We start from the raw sequence: 20,479 nt of genomic DNA, 5'->3' as shown, positions 1-20,479 counted from the left end.
GCTTGCGCTATCACTTGTCGCCGTCAAAGGGCCCGAATGGGGACCAGGAGTGATAGGGAAAATTGGGGTTTGGGGCTACTTTGCGGGCCGGCCGTGGAGCCGGACCGAGAGTTCGTCGGCGACCTTCTGGACGCGCCCAGCCAGGACGGGCCACTGCTCTGCCGGCACTTTGTCCTCGAGGAACGTCACGGCGACTGCCGCCGTCGGCCATCCCAGGTGGTCCGTGACTGCGGCGGCGATGGAGCCGAAGCCGGGCGTGACCTCGCCGTGTTCGGTGGCGTAGCCGCGCTGCCTGACCTGGTCCAGGTGCGAGGACAGCGCGGAGTACTTCATGATGGCGCCTTCCACCTCATGCCGGGCAGTAAAGGCCGCGGCATTCGGATACAGCGCACGCACCTGGGACTTGGGCAGCGCCGCCAGGATGGCACGGCCGCTGGCGGTGAGGTGGCTGGGAAGCCGGACGCCGACGTCGGTCACCAGGGAGGGGCGGTTTTTGGCCCGTTCCTCCACGATGTACAGCACGTCCCGCCCGTGGAGCACCGCCAGGTGGGAACTCTCGCCGAGCGCGTCCACCAGGGAAGCAAGCAGCGGACGGCCCAGCCGCGACAGCGGCTCCTGCCTGGAGTAGGCGGAACTGAGCTCGAACGCGCTGATGCCCAGCCCGTACCGCTGCTCCTCGTGCAGGTGGAGCACAAAGCCGTTGGCCTCCATCACGCCCAGCAGGTGATAGACGCTGGAGCGGGGCAGGCCCAGGGAAGACGCAATTTGGGACGCCGCCATGGGACCCCGCCGCGATGCCAGCAGTTTGAGGATGCGCAGCGTGTTCTCTGCGGCGGGGACCTTGGACGTCACCTTCGTGGCCGCCTTCGGCGCCGCTTTCATGCCGCTGCCGGCCTGCGCCCCTGCCTCCGTAGTCAACACCTGTCCTCCTTGGTTATGCCGGACCCCCGGAGCTGTCCGAGATCCCGTACTTAAGCTTGCGCCTCCTGCGGGCTCATAACACTCTGGAACGCGCGCAAGGTGTCTGGTATGCCGGACAGTCGCCTCCCGTCCATCAACCCTGCTGCCGTACGCTGGGTTTATGCCGTCCAGTACCACAATGAAGGCCGTTGGAGCCGCCGCAGTTGCCCATCAATTGGGCCAGGCATGAGCACCCGGGACGTTCCTGCGCGGAACGGGGACCTGCCCCCTGTTGGCCGGCCCGCCGAGTGCGCCCTGCTCCAGGCAGGAATCACTTCCCTGGCCGAGGCAGCTGCACTTGGCCGCAGGAAACTGCTGGCAATGCACGGCATCGGCCCGAAGGCCGTTCGGCTCCTTGAAGCGGCTGCTTTGGAGCGCGGACTTACCTTCCAGCCTTGAACGGCGCCATTCCCCGGCGATGAAGGCGCTGGAGGAGCAAGGACCTGGTCCCTGGATGCCCAATCATCCGGCATCCCTGCCTATGTGGATATCGCGGCACCTTCCCGCGCCACCTGAACCGGAAAGCAGCGACCTGTCCAATCTGGAATGAAAGACACCAAGCCACCGTGAGGCACATCACGTCGCCCGGCAAAGTGGTCTGCTGGTTAGCGGTTCCCCTCCCAATGACGAGAAGGTTATTCACATGCAACCAGCACCAAGCCCAACCCGGAACGGAAGTCCGGCCGCCCGGCAAACCGCAACATCCGCCGTCGGAAGCGTCCTCAACCGGGGCCTGAACGTGCGCCACATCCGGTTCATGGCGCTGGGCTCGGCGATCGGTACGGGCCTTTTCTACGGTTCAGCCTCGGCCATCCAAAAAGCCGGCCCTGCCGTCCTGCTGGCCTACGTCATCGGCGGCGCGGCGGTGTTCATGGTGATGCGGGCCCTCGGCGAGATGGCCGTGCGGCATCCCGTCTCCGGCTCGTTCGGCCAGTACGCCAGCCGCTACCTCGGCCCGCTGGCCGGCTTTGTGACCGGCTGGACCTACGTCTTCGAAATGGCGATCGTGGCCATCGCCGACGTCACCGCATTCAGCATCTACATGGGCTTCTGGTTCCCGCAGGTTGAACGCTGGATCTGGATCCTGGCCATCATCCTTTTCCTGGCCGCGCTCAACCTGCTCAGCGTCAAGGTCTTCGGCGAGCTGGAATTCTGGTTCTCGCTGGTCAAGGTGGCGGCCATCATCGCCATGATCGCCGGCGGGGCAGCCATCATCGCTTTCGGCTTCCAGGCCGGGGACTCCACCGGTGCGCCGGGCCTCGGCAACCTGGTTGAACACGGGGGATTCTTCCCGTTCGGCTTTGAGGGGCTGCTCGCATCCTTCGCCGTCGTGATGTTTGCGTTCGGTGGGATCGAGACGCTCGGCATCACGGCCGGCGAGGCCGCGAACCCCAAGCAAGTCATCCCCAAGGCCGTCAACACTGTTCCGGTGCGCGTCCTGCTGTTCTACGTCCTGACGCTGGGGGTGCTCATGAGCCTCTTCCCGTGGGACGCGATCGGCAGCAACGGCAGCCCCTTCGTCCAGATCTTCAGCGGGCTGGGCGTCCCGGGGGCACCACACATCCTCAACGCTGTGGTGATCACCGCCGCGCTCTCCGCCATCAACAGCGACATTTTCGGCGCCGGACGCATCCTCTTCGGCCTGTCCCGCCAAGGCCACGCCCCCGCTGCCTTCGGCAAAGTGTCCAGGCACGGCGTCCCTTGGATGACGGTGGTGATGATGGCCGCGATCCTCCTGGTGGGCGTGGTCCTCAACGCCGTCATCCCGGAAAACGTGTTTGTCCTCATTGCCTCCATTGCCACGTTCGCCACCGTGTGGGTGTGGGTGATGATCCTCGCCTCGCACGTCGCCATGAAGCGGGAGATCGTACGGACTGGCCTGCCGGCGTCCGAATTCCCTTCGCCGTGGTGGCCCGCCGCCTCCCTTCTCACCATCGCCTTCATGGCGCTGGTGATCGCCGTCCTGGGCGCGTTCGAGGACACGCGCATCGCGCTCTACGTGGGCGGGACCTGGCTCGCGTTGCTGGTTCTGGCGTTCCGGCTGTGGGTCAAGGGTGACGGACGACGGCGGGCGGAGCTTGTGGACGAGACCTCACCGTTGCCGCTGGTCACCACATCCCCCTAGGCAAACACTCTCCAGGCCCAACGCCCGCCCGGCGCTCTCTCACTTAATGCTGCTTTTGGCCGGACCCTCGCTCACTCGATTGGGAAAAGTGAGAGAGCATCAGCATTTAAGCGACATCAAGTGAGAGAGCGTTGCCGGGGGCGCCGGCTGAGGGAGGTTCGGGAGGTCAGGAAGCCACAGCGGCAGCCCGCACGGCCTCGGCCAAGGACGTGGCGGGACGGCCAATCAGCTTCCGCAGGTCGCCGGTGCTCACCAGGAGGTCGCCGCGGGCGATCCCCAAGTCCGAATCGGCAAGGATCTGCGCGAAAGCCTCGGGCACCCCAACCCCGGCCAGCAGGCCCGCGTAATCCTCGGCCGGAAGGTCCTGGTAAGTGACGTTCTTGCCGGTGGCTGCGCTGATTTCGGCGGCAAGTTCAGCCATGGTGAACGGCTCATCGCCGCCCAGCTCGTAAACCTTCCCGGCCTGGTCTTCGGAAGCAGCCAGCACGGCAGCGGCCGCGTGCGCGTAGTCCACCCGGGCAGCAGCACTGACGCGCCCATCTCCGGCACTCCCTGCGAGGCCGCCCTGGGCGAGCGTTCCCGGCAGCTGGTCCGTGTAGTTCTCCAGGTACCAGCCGTTGCGCAGGAGGACAAAGGGAACACCGGATTCCTTCAGGATGGCCTCCGTGGCCTGGTGCTCGGCCGCCAGCTTCATCCCGGTGGTGTCAGCGTTGGCGATGCTGGTGTAGGCCAGCAGCTCCACGCCCTCGGCTTGTGCGGCCTCGACGACGGTGCGGTGCTGCTCGACGCGTTGGCCCACCTCATTGCCGGAGATGAGGAGCACCTTCCTCGCACCCTTCAGGGCCGCGGCAACAGAAGCCGGGTCTGCGTAGTCCATGCCCATAACGCGGACGCCACGCTCCGCAAATCCTGCAAGTTTTTCCACGGAACGTCCCGCAGCCACGATGTCTCCCGCAGGAACGCCGCGTTCCAAAAGTGCCGCGACAACGTGGCGTCCTAGGTTCCCGGTTGCTCCGGTGATGACGATGCTCATGATGTTTGCCTCTCTTTGGGGGTCTGTCAGGAAGCACAACCACGGCCCTGCGGGATAACTTCCCAAAAGAGAGTACGCACTTTGAAGTAAGGTACTGGTATGGAGGTTAGTAGCAGGCGCCCTGCAGGCCATGCGTCACCACTTCCGCCGGCTCTTGCCGACGGCGTCTTCCCGGCCGGGTGCCCCAGCCGGACTGTGCTGGACCACGTCACCAGCAAGTGGGGCGTGCTCCTCCTCCTGGCACTGTCCGAGGGCCCGCAGCGGTGGAGTGAACTCCGGCGGCGGGCCGAGGGCATCAGCGAGAAGATGCTGGCCCAGACCCTCAAGACCCTCGAACGTGATGGCCTGGTCCGCAGGGAGGCCCAGCCCGTCATTCCACCGCGCGTGGACTACAGCCTTACGGAGCGCGGCTATGAGTTGAGCGCACTCCTGGTTCCCCTGGTGGCCTGGGCCTTCGAGAATGCGGATGACATCGTGAAGGGGCAACCATAGCTGGCGGGGCCCGCCCACCCCAAGGAAGCCTTGGGCGGTCAAGTACCCGCCCGTGAAAAAAGCGAGTACTTGTTACTGGTGTGACTGGTGTGATTAGCGCGTAGCTTGGGCGTAAGGTGCCAGCCGGAATTGGAGGGCCGCCCTCACGCTGGGAGCGTTCCGGTTAACCGCACCGCCAGTGGGCGGCCCATGCCGCCTTCGAGGAGTTGGTACGCATGGTCAAAGCCGAGGTCCCTGATGTGTCCAGCATGGGCCGGCCGGTAAGCCTGGCCCAGATCGCACTGCAGGCCTGGCTCCACCTCACGAGGTGCCTCGCCCCGCGGTCACCCTTCAAAATCGGTGATGCGGTGGTGGGGGACGATCCCTTCAAGGGACGGCGCGAGGGGGTGGTGGTCTTCCTGCAGGGCACCTCCGCGGGGGTGGACACCGCACAGGGAGTCTTCTTCTACGACCACCGGCAACTGCGGCACCTGGACTGACCCCGCCCCGCCCCGGAGTTTTTGGGCAGATATGAGGACTTCAACCGCGCTTCTAAACCGTGGTATCTGTCCAAAAACTCCAAGGGGTGGAGGGGGTGGTTGGGGCGGCTACCGGGCCGACCAGCCACCGTCCATGGTGTAGCTGGCGCCCGTCACCATGCCGGCGTGGTCGGATGCCAGCCAGGCCACCAGGGAGGCCACCTCCTCCGGCTCCACGAGCCGCTTGATGGCGGACTCGGTCAGCATGATCTTCGCCAGCACTTCGGTTTCGGGGATGCCGTGGACCTTCGCCTGGTCTGCTATCTGCGACTCCACAAGCGGCGTGCGCACGTAGCCGGGGTTGATGCAGTTGGACGTCACGCCGTGGTCCCCGCCCTCAAGCGCAGTCACCTTGCTCAACCCTTCCAGCCCATGCTTGGCGGATACGTAGGCACTTTTGAACGGCGAGGCCCTGATGCCGTGCACGGAGGACAGGTTGATGATCCGGCCGAACCCGTTGTTGTACATGTGCGGCAGTGCCGCCCGGATAAGCAGGAACGGCGCCTCAAGCATGAGTGTGATGAGCCGGCGGAAGTCGGCCGGCTCAAACTCCTCGATGGGGCTGATGCGCTGGATTCCTGCATTGTTCACCAGGATGTCGCAGTCCAGGCTCAGGGTGGCGAGCGAGTCCACGTCCAGCAAATCCACTGCCCATGAAGTGCCGCCCACCTCGTCGGCGAGTGCTGCCGCTGCACCCTCGTCAACGTCCGCGATTACCACCTTGGCCCCCCGTGCGGCGAGGGCGCGCACACTGGCAGCGCCGATGCCCCCGGCTCCGCCCGTGACCAGTGCCTTGCGGCCGTTCAATGTGCTTTCCATAACACTCCCCTTCGGCTGATCCAACAGACTGTTCCGCGGCTTTAGCAGCTCAGCGCGTGGCTGCCGCTACCGCCAGGCCTTCGCGTTCGGCGTCGGCCCTGTCCACGTCCTCCAGGGCTATGCCCTTGGTTTCCTTGAGGCTCAGCACCGCCACGGTGGTGACGGCGCACGCCACCACCAGGTAGATGGCGGTGGGAACCCACGAGCCCGTGTCCTTCAGCCACTGGGTGGCCAGGAGCGGCGCCAGCGAACCGGCAACGATCGAGGTGACCTGCGAGCCCAGCGACACCCCGGCGTAGCGCATCCGGGTGGGGAAGAGCTCCGACATGATGGCCGGCTGCCCGGCATACATGAAGGCGTGCAGGCAGAGGCCGATGGTCACGGCCAGGACGATCACCACCGCGTTCTTCGTGTCGAACATGGGAAACGCGAAGAAGGGCCAGGTGGCACCGGTGATGGCGCCCACCAGGTACACAGGCTTGCGGCCCCAGCTGTCCACGAGGCGTCCCACCTGCGGGATGACCAGGAAGTGGATGACGTGGGCAATCAGCAGGGCGAGCAGGAGCGAGGACGTGTCGTACTTGTGGACGCTCTTGAGGTACACAATCGCGAAGCTGACCACGAGGTAGTACATGATGTTTTCCGCGAACCGGAGGCCCATGGCCTGCAGGATGCCCTTGGGGTACTTGCGGATGACCTCGCGCACGCCGTAGCTCACGGCCTGTTCCTGCTCCACGAGTTCCTTGGCCTTCAGGAAGATAGGCGCTTCAGTAACGTGCGTGCGGATGTAGTAGCCCACGAAGACGATCACCGCGGACAGCCAGAATGCCACCCGCCAGCCCCAGCCGAGGAACGCTTCCGGGCTGAGCATGGAGGACATGATGAACAGAACCAGCGTGGCCAGCAGGTTGCCCACCGGAACGGCGGACTGGGGCCAGCTGGACCAGAATCCGCGGGACTTGTTGGGGCTGTGCTCGGCGACGAGAAGCACGGCGCCACCCCATTCGCCGCCCAGGGCGAAGCCCTGGATAAAGCGCAGGAACACCAGCAGTGCCGGTGCGAGGTAGCCGATCTCGGCGAAGCCCGGGAGGCAGCCCATCAGGAAGGTGGACACGCCGATGATCACGATGGTGAGCTGCAGGGTGGGCTTGCGGCCCAGCTTGTCACCAATCTGGCCGAAGACGATGCCGCCGAGCGGCCGTGCAACGAAGCCCACGGCGTAGGTGATGAACGCCTGGATGATGCCGTCCAGCTCGTTGCCGGTAGCAGGGAAGAAGTACTTGCCGAACACCAGGGTTGCGGCAGTGGCGTAGAGGAAGAACTCGTACCATTCCACCACGGTGCCAACCATGGAGGCTGCGACGATCTTCTTGAGGCCGGCGCCCTTTGGGGCAGGCTCGGCCGATGATGCAGAGCGTTGTTCTACGCTCATATGTTTTTCTCCTTAGTGTCCACGTCGACACGTGCTGTGATGCGCAGCACTCAATGGGCTCAGATGAGTATTGCCGCAGAAAGTCCGCGGTTCAATGGCCAAACCGGCACCGCCTGTGTGCAGAATTGCAGATATGGATACGAACCCGGATGACCTGCTGGTCCTGCTGGCCGTCTCGCGGTCAGCAAAATTCACGACGGCGGCCCAGGCCTTGGGACTGAACCACACCACTGTCTCGCGCCGGATAGCCGCCCTGGAGAAGTCGCTGGGCGGCCGGGTGCTGGCCCGGGCAGCGGGAGGTTGGGAACTGACCGACCTTGGCACCCGGGCCGTGCGGGTAGCGGAACAGGTGGAGGCGGCGGTGGGCACGCTGGGACCCGCTGGCAAGGAACCGGACCCCATTACCGGCGTCGTCCGCATGACCGCGACGGACGGGTTCAGCGCCTATATCGCCGCGCCTGCCGTGGCGCGGCTGCGGCGGAACCATCCCGGGCTCAGCGTGGAAGTGGTGACCATGACGCGGCGGGCACTGCAGCAGCGTTCGGGCCTGGACATCGAAGTGGTGGTGGGCGAGCCGCAGGTGCACCGGGCCGAAGCGGTGCGGCTGGGCGAGTACATGCTGGGAATGTACGCCTCGCGGGCCTACCTTGCTGCGCATGGAACTCCGGCCACCGTGGCCGAACTCAACGAGCACCCGCTGGTCTACTTCGTGGATTCCATGCTGCAGGTGGATGACCTGGACGCGCCCCGCCGGCTGGTGCCCGCCATGCGGGACGGCCTGACCTCCACGAACGTCTTTGTCCATGTGGAGGCCACCCGCGCCGGGGCCGGGATCGGTTTCCTTCCGTGCTTCATGGGCGACCTGCACGGGGACCTGGTCCGCCTGCTGCCGTCCGCGATTTCCGAACTGCTGCCCTACTGGATGGTGCTGCGGCCGGACTCGCTGCGGCGGCCGGCCGTGGCCGCAGTGGTGCAGGCGTTGCGGGAGCAGGTGGCGGAACACCGGGACTGGCTGCTGGGCCGGGGTTCTAACTGACCGGGGCAGGCGGGTCGTGGCGGACGGGGGAACCGGCGGCGAAGGCCCGGACCTGGTCGTCATCCCAGAGATGCGCGGGGACAGCACCGCCCAGCAGCCGGCGGTGCAGCTTGGGATCGTCGCCGAACGGGGCATCGCTGCCGGCCATCACCATGTTCCCGTAGCGCCGGCCCTTCAGCATGGCGGGGTCGGCGATGATCACGGTGTACTTGAAAGACGCCGCGATGGTGGCGGCGTCCTCCCGGGCGTTCTTCAGGTCCGGCGCGTCCCCGGAGTTGACCACGTACAGGCCTCCCGGGGCCACCACCCGTTTCACGTGGCCGGTGAACTCCGCCGTGGTGAGCGGCCGGGGTGTGACGGCGCCGGCGAAAACGTCCCGGATGATGAAGTCCCGGGTATCCGGGGTGAGGCTCTCGGTGACTTCGCGGGCCTCCCCCACGCGCAGGCGCAGCAGCGGGGCTTTGGGCAGGTCGAACCAGCCGCGCACATATTCGGCCAGCTTGCCGTCCAGTTCCACCACTACCTGCCGGGCGTCCGGGTAGACGGCGTGGAAATAGCGGGCCAGCGAACAGGCGCCGCCGCCCAGGTGGAGGCCGCGCAGTTTCGGGCCGCCGCCGGAGGAACTACCCGACGGCGGCCAGCGCGACTCGATCAGCGCCGCCATCCAGCGCATGTACTCGAAATCCAGGAAAAGCGGATCCGCGAGGTCGATATGGGAGCTCATCACCCCGTTGATCTTCAGTAACCAGCCCGTGGAGTTGTCCTGGTCCGCGATCAGCTCGCAGTCGCCGGTATCGATGTAGTAGACACCTTCAACGGGGCCGCTGGGCCTGCCGCCGGCCGGCACTTCCACCACTCCGGCCACCGGCCTGTTGCCCGCCCTGCCACCTGAACCACCTGAGCGTCCGCGCTTGGCCACTACCCCAAGCCCGCTTTACGCATGGCCCGTCCGCCTTTATCCATGGTTCAACCCTAGTTGGTGGGAACAGCTCCCTCGCCCTCGCGGATCCGCTTCACCACGGCGGTGGTGGAACGTTCGGCAACATAGTCCAGGATGGCCACCCGGCCCCCGTACTCCTCCACGGACGGCGTCTCGGCGAGCATCTCCGGAGTGTAGTCCCCGCCCTTCGCGTACACCTCGGGCCGAAGCTGCCGGATCAGGGGTGCTGCGGTGGGTGTATCGAACACCGTCACGTAATCCACGCAGCTCAAGGCGGCCACCACCGCGGCCCGGTCGGCCACCTGGTTGATGGGGCGGCCTGCGCCCTTCAGCCGACGCACGGAATCGTCGCTGTTCAGGGCCACCACCAGGACGTCGCCCAGCTGCTTTGCCTGGTTCAGGTAGCGGGTGTGGCCACTGTGGAGCACGTCGAAGCAGCCGTTGGTCAGCACGATCCGCTGGCCCTGGGCCCGGTGCAGCTGCAGCTGCCGTTCCAGTTCGTCGGCCCCCAGGGCAGTGTCGGCGAAAGCCTTCAGGTAGCGGCTGAGCGCGGCCGTGCTGCACACCGACGTGCCTGGCTGGTGGACCACCACATCCGCAGCGGACTGCGCCAGGTCCAGGCTCGCCGTGAGCGGCAGCCCGGCAGTACGGGCCAGGGTGAGGGCCGCCACGAAGGTGTCCCCTGCACCGGACGCCTGCTTTTCGGCAGCGGGACGTGCCCACGTCCGGTGCCGCACGCCGTCGGGCGTCAGGAGGACTGTTCCGTCGCGGTCCAGGGTGACCACCACGGCCCGGGCACCGGTGGCGGCCAGCAGCTCCCCGGCGTGGTCCCCCACGGCCGCCACCCTGTCCTGCCCGTCCGGCAAGCGCAGGTCCAGCAGCCGCGCCGCCTCCTGCGCGTTGGGGGTCACCAGGTCCGGACCGAGCGGCGCCCAGGGGCGGGGGTCGTGTGAGTCGACCACCAGCAGCGGGCGCCCTGCCGGTTCGGCCCGGTCCTTGCCCGCCAGGGCGTCCATCAGGCCGCCCCGGACGGGGTCGGCAAGGACACCGGCGCCATAGTCGCAGACCATCACGGCGTCCTGGTGTTCGACGGCGGCCCGCACCGACGCGGCGAGCTCCGCCAGCGCATCGGCCGGCACAGCTTTGGCGCAGTCATCGATGCGGAGCATCACCTGGCCGCCGCTGCTGATCCGGATCTTGGTGGTGGTGACCATGTCCGGGTGGTCGAGCAGGTACGTGACGTCGATTCCCGCCGCCACCAGCTGGTTACGGAGGTCCACGCCGGCGTCATCCGTTCCGATGATTCCGGCAACGGACACCCGTGCGCCCAGGGCGGCCAGGTTCATGGCCGTGTTCGCCGCCCCGCCCGGCACGGATTCACGGGACTGGACGTCCACCACCGGTGCGGGTGCCTCGCGGCACAGCCGTTCAATGGTGCCGCTCCACCAGCCGTCCAGCATCACGTCACCCAGCACCAGGATGGCCGGCTGTTCCGCTGCCAGCCGGCCGGGCAGCCATTCGGAGAGGGCGCGCTGCTGGGAGAGGTCCACTCCGGCGGGGTCGCCGGGAGCGGGTTCACGGTGAAGCCCATCGCTCGGCTGGCTCATGGCTGCCCCTGTCCTTTGGATTCCCTTTCAGCCGCAGCCGGAGGCGCGGCTATGTGCACCACTTTCACCCGGCTGAACTCGTCCAGCAGCTCAGGACCGTAACCGAACCCCGCACCGCTTTCACCGCGCGGCTGGGCTGCGCCGCCGGGTGCGCCGCCAAACACCTCGTTGACCTTGACGGTTCCCACCGGGAGTGCCGCCACGGCCTGCTGGACGTGCGCCATGTTGCCGCTCAGGACTGTGGCGGCCAGGCCGTACTTGCCGCTGCACGCCAGCCGCAGTCCGTCGTCAAACGACTTCACCACCTGGACGGGAGCAACCGGCCCAAATGTTTCCTCCGTCATGACCTGCATGCTGTCCGTGCACTCCAGCAGCACCGTGGCCGGATAGAAGGAGCCAGGACCGTCGGGAAGGACTCCGCCTTCCACGGCATGCGCGCCCTGGCTGAGCGCATCTGTGACGTGGGCGTGGACGGCGTCACGCATCCGCTCGTCCACCAGCGGGGCCACCGTGCCGTTGTTGTTGCGGAGCGCCGCTTCAGCTTCCAGTGCTGCGCAGAACTCCTTGGCAATGGCCTCGTGGACGTAGATTCGCTCCACTGCCACACAGATCTGGCCGCTGTTGCTGAAGGCGCCAACGGCCGCCTGCTCGGCCGCCCATGCTGGATCAACATCCCGGTCAACGAGCAGCGGATCGTTTCCGCCGTTCTCCCGGATGACATGGGCTCCGGTCAGTGCGCCGGCCCTGGCAATGCGGGCGCCAGCGGCGCTTGAGCCCACGTGCGCCACCACGTCCACCTGGGACTCTGCGAGCAAGGCCCCCGCTCCGGCCCCTCCGTTGATCGTCTGGAAGACGCCGGGCGGAAACGCGGGTGCCAGGACCTCCCCCAGTGCCTCACCGAGGCGCGGGCAGCGCTCACTGGGCTTGTGGACAACCGTGTTTCCGGTAACCAGCGCGGCGCCGATCAGCCCGCAGGCCACGGCAACGGGATCGTTCCACGGGGTGAGGAGCGCGGCGACCCCGCGCGGCTCCGCCACGGTGTAGTCCGAGGCAAGGCGGTTTCCGCGCAGGCTGAGGCCGCGGTGGACAGGCCCGAGTTCGGCGTACTGCTCAAGGGTGGAAACCCCGGCGCCGATCCCGGCCAATGATTCCTCCACCGGCCGCCCGGTTTCGCTGGCGTTGAGCTCCGCCAGTTCAGCGGCGGCGGCATCCAACGCCCGGGCAGCAGCGCGGAGTGCGGCGCCCCGTTCTGCGGGAGCAGTGGAAGCCCAGTCCGCCGCGGCGCTCCGGGCAACGTCCACGGCGCGGGTCACCGCGTCCGGCCCGGCTTCCGGCACGGTCCAGAGGACATCGCCGGTGCGCGGGTTCCGGATGGTGATCCCGGCGCGCTCAGCTGATCCGGGGCCTGCGGCTGTTTCAATGGCAGTAGTGGGCATGGTGTTCCTCCCGTCGTGTGGGGTCTGATGGATGTGCAGTCTTTAGGGCCAGGAGCCCTCTTCCTCGTGGCAGATCAGCATTTCGCGGACCTCGCAGCCGACGGGCTGGTTCAATGCGAATAGGATGGCCTGCGCCGTGTTGGCGGGATCGTTGAGCCGTGAATCGTCCTGCGGCTTGTACTGCTCGGTGCGGTCATCGAAGAACCGCGTCTTCATGCCGCCGGGAATCATGGTGGTGACGCCGATTTCGCCGCCGGTCTCTGCTGCAAGCGCGTGGCTGAAACCCACCACGCCGAACTTGGAGGCGCAGTACGCCGTGGCATCGGCCACCGCACGCTTACCCAGGGTGGATGCCACGGTCACCACGCGCCCGTGTGAGGACTTGAGGTAGGGCAGCGCCGCGCGCACCACGGAGACGGTGCCCATCAGGTTCACTCCGATGACCTTTTCCCACTCCGTGGCTTCAACATCAGCCAACTTGCCGCAGCGGTCGATGCCGGCCGCGGTCACCACGGCTTCCAGGCCGCCCAGCGATTCGGCGGCTTCCCGGACGGCATTTTCCACGGCGGCGCGGTCCGCAACGTCCACCTCGAATGCCTTGACGGCGGAGACGCTGCTGATGTCGCGGTCCAACACCACCGGGGTGCCGCCGGCTTTGAGCACGGCGTCGACGACGGCGGCCCCCAGACCGGAGGCACCTCCGGTCACGAGCACGCGGCCTGGGTTGTTGGTGGCAGGCACAGTTGCTTCTGCAGTCATGGTGTTCCTTTCACTGGGAAAAACAAATCACTGGGAAAACTTGAAATGGTGGCTGCTGCCGTACCGGGCAGCCCGTCAGCTGACCTTGGCCAGTGCATCGGCGAGGCCGGTAGTGGAACGGGCAGGGTGGTAGGGGACAGTGAGGCAGCGTCCTCCCCACTTCTCCACGAGGTCGGCCTCCGGCAGGCGGGCGCCCTTGTAATCGCCGCCCTTGACCCAAATGTCCGGGCGAAGGCGTTCCAGGGCAGCCTCCGGAGTGTCTTCGTCGAAGATCATGACGGCGTCCACGCATTCCATGGCCAGCAGCAGTTCTGCCCTGTCCTGCTGGCCGATGATGGGACGCTCCGGACCCTTGAGCCGGCGCACCGAATCGTCCGAGTTGAGGCAGACGATCAGGCAGTCCCCCAGTTCCCGGGCTGCTGCCAGGGACCGGACGTGGCCGGCGTGCAGCAGGTCGAAGCAGCCGCCCGTTGCCACCACCGTGCCGCCGTTGTCCCGCACAGCGCGGGCCAGCAGCAGTGGCTCACTGCCGCGGCGTTTGCCGGCGCCCTGGCTCCGCGGCTTCCGTATGCCCGGGCCGGAATCGACAGCGGCGGGCGCTCCGGGATCCGCTGCAACAGTGTCAGGCAGGGCGGAGACGCCCCCGCTGGCCAGGAAATCTGCCGCGTCATGGACTGCCAGCGCGGCGGCTTCCTCAAGGTTCCGGCCAGCCAGGAGGTGCACCGCCAGGCTGGCGGCCAGGCGGTCCCCCGCACCGCAGGGATCACCCGCTTCCACCCGCGGCGCCGGAACGTGGTGGGGAGAATCACTGCCCGCACGCAGGAGTACCGCTCCGTGCTCGCCCTTGGTGACCAGGACGGCACGGCTGCGCCATTGCTCCAGCAGGATCCGGCCGGCGCTGACGGCGGGGTCCTGTTCCTCGCCTTCCGGGGACTCTGTAGCCCTGGCTGCCAAGCGGGACTGGGCTGCCTTGGCGGCCTCCGCAAGGTTGGGCGTCACCACGGCTACGCCGGGAACCGGATCCGCACCGGCGGGGTGCGGGTCCCAAATAATGGGAACTCGGCCGGCCAGCCGGGCCAGGAGGTCACGGAGCTGGGGATTGGCGGCAAGGCCGCGGCCGTAGTCCGCCACGATGATCACCCCGGCCGTCTCCACGGCGCGGAGCATAGCGGGACTCACGGCGGGAACGGGGGATTTTTCGCATCCCTGGTCGAAACGGACCACCGCATGCGATCCTGCCCTGACCCGTGTCTTCACCGGGGAAGGGTGGCCGCTGGGGCCCGACACAAGCCGTACCCCGGCGAGGTGCGCTTCGAGCTGCCGGCCGGCGTCGTCATCGCCCAGGACGGTCACCAGGGTGACGGGCCAGCCGTCGCCTGCAAGCATCCGGGCCACCAGCCCGGCCCCGCCGGCGCGCCGCTTGACCCTGGAAACGTCCACCACGGGAACCGGCGCGTCCGGGCTGAGCCGGGTAGCCTCACCGGAGAGGTCGACGTCCAGCATGACGTCCCCAACCACTACGATCCTCATGCCCTGCCTCCCCGCCTCGGCAACCCGGCGTCAGGAGCGCCGCGGCGGCCGACTTCGAGGTCGAAGACCCGGCACATCGCATGCAGGGCGATCAGGTGCCCTTCCTGCGCGTTGGCGTTAAGGGCGTCGATCATCACGGCTTCGTCGCAGGCTTCCGCCAACGGATTGGGTCCGGCACCGGTAAGTGCCCACGTGGTGATGTTCAGTTTCGAGGCGGCGTCGGCGGCACGCAGCAGGTTCGGACTCTTGCCGCTGGTGGACAGCAGCATGAGGACGTCGCCGGAGCGGCCATGCGCACGCACCTGTCGGGCAAAGACGTCGTCGTAGCCGTAGTCGTTGGCGATCGCCGTCACGGCAGAGGACTCCGCATGCAGGGAGATCGCGGAAAAAGGCACGCGCTCGCCGTCGAACCTTCCCACCAGCTCAGCCGTGAGGTGCTGCGCTTCAGCTGCCGAGCCGCCGTTTCCCGCGGCGAGGAGGCGCTGCCCCCGCAGCAGCCGCTGGGCCAGTTCCACGCCCCAGTCCGCGAGGCGGCCGGACTGGCCGCGCAACGACTCCAGGGCCGGGAGCACGCTGTCCAGATGGGTCTGCACAACGTCTGCGCCCACCGGGTCCACGAACCCGGGACCGGGGAGAACGGCGGGCAGCGGCACAGGCGTGGCCAGCATCCGCACGTCGGCTTCCCGAAGGGACCATTCTGCAGTCACAGTGCCGCTCCTTCCATCGGGGCCACGGCGGCGGGAGCTCCTGCCACCGCCAGCTGATAGGCCTTCTCGGTTTCCGCAGCCACCCTGTCCCAGGAGTAGCGGGTCCTGGCGCGGAGCATGCCGGCCTGTCCCAGCTCGGTCCGCAGGGCGGGGTTGTCCAGCAGCACGGCCAAGGCGGAAGCGATCGCCTCCGGGTCGCGGGGCGGCACGTGCAGTCCGGTCCCCCGGTCCACCACGGTGTCGCGAAGGCCGCCCACTGCCGCTGCCACCACAGGCACGCCGCACGCCATCGCTTCGAGCGGGACGATGCCGAAAGGCTCGTACCATGGGGCGCACACCACGGCATCGGCACTGCGGAAGATCCCGGGCATCTCAGCCCGTGATACCTGGCCCTGCAGCCGCACCTGCCCGGCAACGCCGAGCTCGGCGGCGAGCTCCAGCAGGCGGCGTACTTCCGGATCAGCGTGAAGCACCCCGGAGTCCCCGCCGCCGCCCACGATCAGGAGTTCCACGTCGTCGAAGCCTGCTTCCCGCAGGAAGGGCAGCGCCCGGATCACCAGGTCCACGCCCTTGCGCGGCACCAGCCGGCCCACCGAGAGGATGCGGTGCCGGCGCTGCCGCTGGGCAACGGGCCCTTCGCCGGAGAAGAAGCCCAGGTCGACGCCGCAGGGCGCAATGGAGATCTTGCCGGTGTTGATGCCCATGGCCTTCAGCTCAAACACCTCGTCGGAGCAGGTGGCGATAATGCGGTCCGCGGACCGCCCCACCCCGGGTTCCAGCCAGCGGCGTTCCTGGGGGCTGGTGTCCTCGGCGCCCTGGTGCCTGCGCTTGACGGTGCCCAGTGCATGGAACGTCTGGATAACGGGGACCCGGTACCCGGCGTCCGGCCGCCTGGCGGCGTCCAGCGCGGCCAGCCCCGACATCCAGAAGTGGCCGTGCACCACATCCGGCGGCTGCCGGCCCCAGTCCTTCGCAACTCCGTCCGCGAGCTCCCCCATGAAGGGCAGCAGTTCGTCCTTGGGAACGTGGGCGGCGGGTCCGGCATCCACGTGGACCACCTCGAGGCGGCCTCCCACCTTGACCCTGGCGGGAAGCTCCGTTGCGTCCCTGCGGGTGTAGACAGTGACGTGGTGGCCGCGCTTCGCCAATGCTTCGGACAGTGCGGCAACGTGCACGTTCTGCCCGCCGGCGTCCACCCCGCCCAGGGCCGCCAGCGGACTGGCATGCTCGGAAATCATCGAGATTTTCATGGGGTCTTCCTCTCTCGCGCCGGGACGAGGATCCGCTCGTCCCGGCCGTTGATACCGCGGCCGCCGGGTTCCATGCCAAGATCCGCCAGGAGCTCATCCCAGCGGTCAAGGAACTTACCCAGGCCGTAACGTTCCAGTGCAGCCTCACGGGCGGCGACTCCCCGCCGTCGGGCCTCATCCGGATTGGCGACAAGGCGCTGCGCGCAGCGAAGCAGCTCGTCGATGTCGGCGGAGACGGCGCCGGCTTCCGGCGGCACCGCCCGCGGCGCTTCGGTGGTGGCCAGTGCAACTACCGGCATGCCCAAGTGCATGGCTTCCAGGAGGGACAAGCCCAGGGAGGTCCAGCGCATGGGGTGTACGTAGACCCGGCAGCGGGCCAGTTCGCGGTGCAGTTCGAGGGTTTTCAGGTCGCCCCTGGAGGTGAGCCGGGCCTGGTCGATGCCTGCGGCGGCCGCCAGGCCGTCCGTCTTCATGCCGAAGACCTGCAGCGGTGCCACGGACGCGAAGGCGGGGAGCAGGTCCGTGCCCGTAACGCGGCCCCGCCGGACAGGCTCATTGACCACCACGCCCAGTTCCGGCAGTTCGCCAGTGTAGAGGTGTCCCGGGTCCGGAATGCCGTGTTCGATCACCAGGCTGCGGGCCGAGCCGTTATCCCAGGCGAGCCTGTTGAAATGCGTCACGTGCACCAGGGGGATGGCACGCTGGTCCGCGAGCGGGTGCCGGGCGAAGGGAAAGCCCTCCTTGGGCGTGTTGTGCTCCAGGTAGGCAGCGGGCAGGTCAACGCCGGGCCGTCGCCCCAGTACGCGTGCCAGTTCCTCGATTTCCTCCGGGCGTTGAAGGACGACGGCGTCCACGGACTCCGCGTCCAGCGTTGCCAGCTCCACCTCCCGCACCGATGCAGGCCAGTCCCTGCCGGCACGGCCAAGTCCCCAGGCACCACCTCCCGGCAGGACGGGAAGGAGGTATTCATGACGGCCGCGGACAAAGGCGTCCGTCCAGGAACCGTGGACATGCCAGAGCAGGATTCTCATCTGTTGCGGGCCTTTCTACGGGTGCTGACGTGCGTACTGAAGGAGCTCACTCCGCCCATGAGGCGTTCCACGGCTGCCACCACATCCTCCGGGGCAACCGAGGCCAGGCACGGGTGGCCGGGAACCGGACAGACCCTGGCGCGGGACATCCTGCAGGCGGCGTTCTGGTCGCCCAGGAGTTCCAGGGGAACCCCGTACGGGGCCCAGCGGATGGCCGGCACGACCGGTGAAAAAAGGCAGGCAACGGGTGTGCCGACAGCGGCGGCCAGGTGGGCGGGACCGGTGTTTCCGGTGACGACGGCGTCGGCGCCGGACATGACGCCGGCCAGCGTATGGAGGTCGGTGCGGCCGCCGAGGTCCAGGGCCGAGGGACCTGCCACGGTTGCTGTGAGCGAGGTTTCGCCCGGCCCGCCGGTGACCACCACCCGGTGCCCGGCTCCCTGGAGGAGTTCGACGGCGGCTGCGTGGTGCAGCGGCGGCCAGGCCCTGGCGGGCACGGCGGCGCCGGGGTGGACCACCACGTACGGCTCCTCGCCCACGAGATCCCGGACATCGGGTACGGAGGCGAGGCGGAGCTTGCCGTCATCCGCTGCCGGAAGCCGGAAGCCCGCCGCCTCCGCGATGCCCAGGGCGCGTTCGGCCTCCGGCTGGTCCTCGGGGAAGTCCTCCCCGGGTTTGAGCCGGACGTCCAGGAGGGACCCTGCATAGTCGGTGGAAGCTCCGGTGATGCGTTCCACCCCGGCCAGCCGCAGCAGCAGTGCGAGCGGCAAAGGCGACTGGTGGAAGGAGGTGAGGATGACGGCCTCGGTGATCCGGGAGTTCCGGACGTACTCAATCAGCCGGTCTGCGTGCGGACCAGTCATCTTGGGCGCCGGGTTCATGATCCACGGGCTGTCCCAGCTGTAGACCTCCGAGACTCCCGGCAGGATCCCGGCCGCAGCTTCCCCCTGCCTGCCGCACAACAGGACTACGTGGTTGGCCCTGCTGCCATCCGGGATCCTGCCGTTGGCTACGGCCCTGACCGCAGGGCCGGCCAGCAGGACATCGCCCATGCTGTCCAGGCGAGCCACCAGGACGCGGCCCATTACCGCCCCTCCTGCAGCAGGAGCACGGCCCCTGCCAGGTCCGGTGCCACCAGGCGCGCATCAGCCACTTCTTCGGGGAGGGTTACCGGGGTGGGGACCAGGACGCCGGTGGCACCGGCTGCTTCGGCAGCCCTGACGTCGGCGCCGATGTCGCCAATGAGCGCTGCCTGGGACTCGGGGACGCCGAGTTTCCGGCAGGCGCTGTGGACCATTCCCGGCGCGGGTTTCCGGCACTGGCAGCCGTCCTGTTCGGCATGGGGGCAAACTTCCCAGACGTCAAAAGGGCCCAACAGTTCCTCCACCCGTGCGTTGACGCCGGCAACGTCCTCAGGGGTGATGAGGCCGCGGGCGATGCCGGACTGGTTGCTGACCACGCCGGTTGCTATGCCCTCGGAGCGCAGCGCGTCCAGGACGGCCTTGGCGCCGGGCATCGGCCGGACAAGATCGGGGTCCCCGTTGTAGGGCACATCGACCACCAGGGTCCCGTCCCGGTCGAACAGGACAGCCCTGAGCTTGGAGGTTACGGAGCTTCCCATACCCTCACTGTTCCCCACTGCTGCTGCTCCTAAACAGGGCCGGATGCTTTTCTCACCTTCCGGTCGTCTTCGGCACCCCGGCCTGAGCAGGCAAGATAGCCTTGGCGTCGCTGCTTGATGCTCCTCCTGGCGGGTCGGGGACGTCCTGTTCCAGCGGTCCTGTGGGGGAATCGGGAGCTACCGGGTCCGTGCCCGGCCGGCGCCCCTGCGGGCCGGGCTCGTGCGTGAGGGAGCAGGGCCAGGCACCCCCCGGACTGTCCGGAAGGAGGCGCCGGAAGCCGCGGCACTGCCGGTCCTGCGCGTAGCGCTCCCGGGGGCTTCGTCCTGCTCCCCTGGCACTGCGGTGCTTGCGAGCCTGCGCTGCAACTCCACCAGCACGCGGGCAAGCCGGCGCGAAACCTGCATCTGGGACATGCCCAACCGCTTCCCGAGCTGCACCTGGGTCTCTTCGCAGAAGTAGCGGCGGTACAGGAGCTCCCGGTCCGCGGAGTCCAGGTCCTGGATCGCGTCACGCAGGCAGGCCAGCTCCTCAAGGCGTTCCAGCGGTGTTTCGGGGCACGCGAGCACCTCGCCGATGGACGGTGCGTCCGAGTGCGGGTTGACGGCGTCCAGCGAGTCCGGGTGCATGCTACTTGACGCCGAAATGGCTTCCTGCACTGCCGCCGGATCCTCATCCAGCGCCCCTGCCAGTTCAGCCACGCTGGGATTCCGTCCCAGGGACTGGGTCAGCTCCGGCTCGGCCCGGAACATCCGGGTCCGTAAGTCCTGGATGTACCTCGGGGGGCGGACCACCCAGGTGCGGTCGCGAAGATACCGTTTCAGCTCTCCGGTGATGGTGGGGGCGGCGTAGGCCGGGAAGCTTTCCCCCTTTGACTGGTCGAAACCGCGTGCAGCCTTAACGAGTCCGAGGTATGCCACCTGGTTCAGGTCTGCCCGTTCGCGGCCGCGGGCCTCGAAGCGGGCAGCCAGCGCCTCGGCCAGGTCCAGGTAGCCGAGGACCAGATCGTTTTCGAACGTCTGGCGAAGCCGTCCGGCACTGCTGCCGGAACGGCTTTTTCTCGGGGTTTCTGGCTGCTGTTGGTGGACAGGCGTAGCATCCACGGCAAGTGCGGGAAAGTATTCGGGCATTGTCGTTGGTTCCCTCGGTCGGGTCCGAAAGCCTGCGGCAAGACTTAGAAGTAGG

20 protein-coding genes are annotated in these 20,479 nt (G+C 67.7%); 5 read left to right on the top strand and 15 right to left on the bottom strand.

What is annotated here, in order from left to right:
- Nucleotides 1-75: 75 nt before the first annotated feature.
- A complete protein-coding gene (locus tag ASPHE3_RS02375) occupies nt 76-882 on the bottom strand; it encodes an IclR family transcriptional regulator (RefSeq protein ID WP_013599635.1) in 807 nt (268 codons plus the stop codon).
- Nucleotides 883-1,029: 147 nt separating this feature from the next.
- Between ASPHE3_RS02375 and ASPHE3_RS22535 the strand changes: the two genes are divergently transcribed.
- Nucleotides 1,030-1,359: a helix-hairpin-helix domain-containing protein gene (locus ASPHE3_RS22535; RefSeq protein ID WP_254362963.1), complete on the top strand. Its 330-nt coding sequence runs from the start codon at nt 1,030-1,032 to the stop codon at nt 1,357-1,359.
- A gap of 244 nt (nt 1,360-1,603) precedes the next feature.
- Nucleotides 1,604-3,085: an amino acid permease gene (locus ASPHE3_RS02365; RefSeq protein ID WP_013599633.1), complete on the top strand. Its 1,482-nt coding sequence runs from the start codon at nt 1,604-1,606 to the stop codon at nt 3,083-3,085.
- Between the two features lie 166 nt (nt 3,086-3,251).
- On the opposite strand, the gene ASPHE3_RS02360 is transcribed toward ASPHE3_RS02365, so the two are convergent.
- Nucleotides 3,252-4,118 carry an SDR family oxidoreductase gene (locus ASPHE3_RS02360; RefSeq protein WP_013599632.1) on the bottom strand — a complete coding sequence of 289 codons (867 nt, stop codon included), beginning with the start codon at nt 4,116-4,118 and terminating at the stop codon, nt 3,252-3,254.
- 99 nt (nt 4,119-4,217) lie between these two features.
- On the opposite strand from ASPHE3_RS02360, the gene ASPHE3_RS02355 reads away from it, so the two are divergent.
- Nucleotides 4,218-4,610 (top strand): winged helix-turn-helix transcriptional regulator, encoded by a 393-nt coding sequence (locus ASPHE3_RS02355; protein WP_013599631.1) that lies wholly within the window; start codon nt 4,218-4,220, stop codon nt 4,608-4,610.
- 215 nt (nt 4,611-4,825) lie between these two features.
- Entirely contained in the window at nt 4,826-5,089 is a 264-nt protein-coding gene (locus ASPHE3_RS02350) for a hypothetical protein (RefSeq protein ID WP_013599630.1), read from the top strand.
- 108 nt (nt 5,090-5,197) lie between these two features.
- Here the strand turns inward: ASPHE3_RS02350 and ASPHE3_RS02345 are convergent, their stop codons facing one another.
- Both ASPHE3_RS02345 and ASPHE3_RS02340 read right to left on the bottom strand, forming a co-directional pair.
- Nucleotides 5,198-5,947 carry a 3-hydroxybutyrate dehydrogenase gene (locus ASPHE3_RS02345; RefSeq protein ID WP_013599629.1) on the bottom strand — a complete coding sequence of 250 codons (750 nt, stop codon included), beginning with the start codon at nt 5,945-5,947 and terminating at the stop codon, nt 5,198-5,200.
- 49 nt (nt 5,948-5,996) lie between these two features.
- Nucleotides 5,997-7,379 (bottom strand): MFS transporter, encoded by a 1,383-nt coding sequence (locus ASPHE3_RS02340; protein ID WP_013599628.1) that lies wholly within the window; start codon nt 7,377-7,379, stop codon nt 5,997-5,999.
- A 133-nt stretch (nt 7,380-7,512) separates the two neighbouring features.
- On the opposite strand from ASPHE3_RS02340, the gene ASPHE3_RS02335 reads away from it, so the two are divergent.
- A complete protein-coding gene (locus ASPHE3_RS02335) occupies nt 7,513-8,415 on the top strand; it encodes a LysR family transcriptional regulator (RefSeq protein ID WP_013599627.1) in 903 nt (300 codons plus the stop codon).
- Here ASPHE3_RS02335 and ASPHE3_RS02330 read toward each other — a convergent pair.
- From ASPHE3_RS02330 to ASPHE3_RS02280, 11 genes are all read right to left on the bottom strand, one after another.
- Complete coding sequence (locus tag ASPHE3_RS02330; protein ID WP_041651889.1) at nt 8,408-9,334, bottom strand: spermidine synthase; 927 nt, start codon at nt 9,332-9,334, stop codon at nt 8,408-8,410. The genes ASPHE3_RS02335 and ASPHE3_RS02330 overlap by 8 nt on opposite strands.
- A gap of 53 nt (nt 9,335-9,387) precedes the next feature.
- Nucleotides 9,388-10,962, bottom strand: a complete 1,575-nt coding sequence (gene rfaE2, locus ASPHE3_RS02325; RefSeq protein WP_013599625.1) for a D-glycero-beta-D-manno-heptose 1-phosphate adenylyltransferase — start codon at nt 10,960-10,962, stop codon at nt 9,388-9,390.
- A complete protein-coding gene (locus ASPHE3_RS02320) occupies nt 10,959-12,398 on the bottom strand; it encodes an aldehyde dehydrogenase family protein (protein WP_013599624.1) in 1,440 nt (479 codons plus the stop codon). Before ASPHE3_RS02320 ends, rfaE2 begins: the two co-directional genes overlap by 4 nt.
- A gap of 42 nt (nt 12,399-12,440) precedes the next feature.
- Nucleotides 12,441-13,157, bottom strand: a complete 717-nt coding sequence (locus ASPHE3_RS02315; RefSeq protein ID WP_013599623.1) for an SDR family oxidoreductase — start codon at nt 13,155-13,157, stop codon at nt 12,441-12,443.
- 75 nt (nt 13,158-13,232) lie between these two features.
- On the bottom strand, nt 13,233-14,687 hold the full coding sequence (locus tag ASPHE3_RS02310) for a PfkB family carbohydrate kinase (protein WP_013599622.1): 1,455 nt from the start codon (nt 14,685-14,687) through the stop codon (nt 13,233-13,235).
- Entirely contained in the window at nt 14,684-15,394 is a 711-nt protein-coding gene (locus ASPHE3_RS02305; protein WP_013599621.1) for a D-sedoheptulose-7-phosphate isomerase, read from the bottom strand. Before ASPHE3_RS02305 ends, ASPHE3_RS02310 begins: the two co-directional genes overlap by 4 nt.
- Nucleotides 15,391-16,644, bottom strand: a complete 1,254-nt coding sequence (locus ASPHE3_RS02300) for a glycosyltransferase (protein ID WP_013599620.1) — start codon at nt 16,642-16,644, stop codon at nt 15,391-15,393. The genes ASPHE3_RS02305 and ASPHE3_RS02300 overlap by 4 nt, the downstream gene beginning before the upstream one ends.
- Entirely contained in the window at nt 16,641-17,675 is a 1,035-nt protein-coding gene (locus tag ASPHE3_RS02295; RefSeq protein ID WP_013599619.1) for a glycosyltransferase, read from the bottom strand. Before ASPHE3_RS02295 ends, ASPHE3_RS02300 begins: the two co-directional genes overlap by 4 nt.
- Nucleotides 17,672-18,760, bottom strand: coding sequence for a glycosyltransferase family 9 protein (locus ASPHE3_RS02290; RefSeq protein ID WP_013599618.1), 1,089 nt, complete (start codon nt 18,758-18,760; stop codon nt 17,672-17,674). The genes ASPHE3_RS02295 and ASPHE3_RS02290 overlap by 4 nt, the downstream gene beginning before the upstream one ends.
- Nucleotides 18,760-19,296 (bottom strand): D-glycero-alpha-D-manno-heptose-1,7-bisphosphate 7-phosphatase, encoded by a 537-nt coding sequence (locus tag ASPHE3_RS02285; RefSeq protein ID WP_013599617.1) that lies wholly within the window; start codon nt 19,294-19,296, stop codon nt 18,760-18,762. The genes ASPHE3_RS02290 and ASPHE3_RS02285 overlap by 1 nt, the downstream gene beginning before the upstream one ends.
- A gap of 177 nt (nt 19,297-19,473) precedes the next feature.
- Nucleotides 19,474-20,424: a sigma-70 family RNA polymerase sigma factor gene (locus ASPHE3_RS02280; RefSeq protein WP_013599616.1), complete on the bottom strand. Its 951-nt coding sequence runs from the start codon at nt 20,422-20,424 to the stop codon at nt 19,474-19,476.
- Nucleotides 20,425-20,479 lie beyond the last annotated feature (55 nt).

Source organism: Pseudarthrobacter phenanthrenivorans Sphe3, from assembly GCF_000189535.1.
In the GTDB taxonomy this organism is placed as follows: domain Bacteria; phylum Actinomycetota; class Actinomycetes; order Actinomycetales; family Micrococcaceae; genus Arthrobacter; species Arthrobacter phenanthrenivorans.
The sequence above is the reverse complement of the archived record's forward strand: the minus strand, read 5'-3'. Positions and strand labels throughout refer to the sequence as shown.

What these genes read in the sequence shown, in the direction of transcription:
- ASPHE3_RS02375 (WP_013599635.1), bottom strand. Translation starts at nt 882, where the DNA reads ATGAAAGCGGCGCCGAAGGCGGCCACGAAGGTGACGTCCAAGGTCCCC.
- ASPHE3_RS22535 (WP_254362963.1), top strand. Translation starts at nt 1,030, where the DNA reads ATGCCGGACAGTCGCCTCCCGTCCATCAACCCTGCTGCCGTACGCTGG.
- ASPHE3_RS02365 (WP_013599633.1), top strand. Translation starts at nt 1,604, where the DNA reads ATGCAACCAGCACCAAGCCCAACCCGGAACGGAAGTCCGGCCGCCCGG.
- ASPHE3_RS02360 (WP_013599632.1), bottom strand. Translation starts at nt 4,118, where the DNA reads ATGAGCATCGTCATCACCGGAGCAACCGGGAACCTAGGACGCCACGTT.
- ASPHE3_RS02355 (WP_013599631.1), top strand. Translation starts at nt 4,218, where the DNA reads ATGGAGGTTAGTAGCAGGCGCCCTGCAGGCCATGCGTCACCACTTCCG.
- ASPHE3_RS02350 (WP_013599630.1), top strand. Translation starts at nt 4,826, where the DNA reads ATGGTCAAAGCCGAGGTCCCTGATGTGTCCAGCATGGGCCGGCCGGTA.
- ASPHE3_RS02345 (WP_013599629.1), bottom strand. Translation starts at nt 5,947, where the DNA reads ATGGAAAGCACATTGAACGGCCGCAAGGCACTGGTCACGGGCGGAGCC.
- ASPHE3_RS02340 (WP_013599628.1), bottom strand. Translation starts at nt 7,379, where the DNA reads ATGAGCGTAGAACAACGCTCTGCATCATCGGCCGAGCCTGCCCCAAAG.
- ASPHE3_RS02335 (WP_013599627.1), top strand. Translation starts at nt 7,513, where the DNA reads ATGGATACGAACCCGGATGACCTGCTGGTCCTGCTGGCCGTCTCGCGG.
- rfaE2 (WP_013599625.1), bottom strand. Translation starts at nt 10,962, where the DNA reads ATGAGCCAGCCGAGCGATGGGCTTCACCGTGAACCCGCTCCCGGCGAC.
- ASPHE3_RS02320 (WP_013599624.1), bottom strand. Translation starts at nt 12,398, where the DNA reads ATGCCCACTACTGCCATTGAAACAGCCGCAGGCCCCGGATCAGCTGAG.
- ASPHE3_RS02315 (WP_013599623.1), bottom strand. Translation starts at nt 13,157, where the DNA reads ATGACTGCAGAAGCAACTGTGCCTGCCACCAACAACCCAGGCCGCGTG.
- ASPHE3_RS02310 (WP_013599622.1), bottom strand. Translation starts at nt 14,687, where the DNA reads ATGAGGATCGTAGTGGTTGGGGACGTCATGCTGGACGTCGACCTCTCC.
- ASPHE3_RS02300 (WP_013599620.1), bottom strand. Translation starts at nt 16,644, where the DNA reads ATGAAAATCTCGATGATTTCCGAGCATGCCAGTCCGCTGGCGGCCCTG.
- ASPHE3_RS02295 (WP_013599619.1), bottom strand. Translation starts at nt 17,675, where the DNA reads ATGAGAATCCTGCTCTGGCATGTCCACGGTTCCTGGACGGACGCCTTT.
- ASPHE3_RS02290 (WP_013599618.1), bottom strand. Translation starts at nt 18,760, where the DNA reads ATGGGCCGCGTCCTGGTGGCTCGCCTGGACAGCATGGGCGATGTCCTG.
- ASPHE3_RS02285 (WP_013599617.1), bottom strand. Translation starts at nt 19,296, where the DNA reads ATGGGAAGCTCCGTAACCTCCAAGCTCAGGGCTGTCCTGTTCGACCGG.
- ASPHE3_RS02280 (WP_013599616.1), bottom strand. Translation starts at nt 20,424, where the DNA reads ATGCCCGAATACTTTCCCGCACTTGCCGTGGATGCTACGCCTGTCCAC.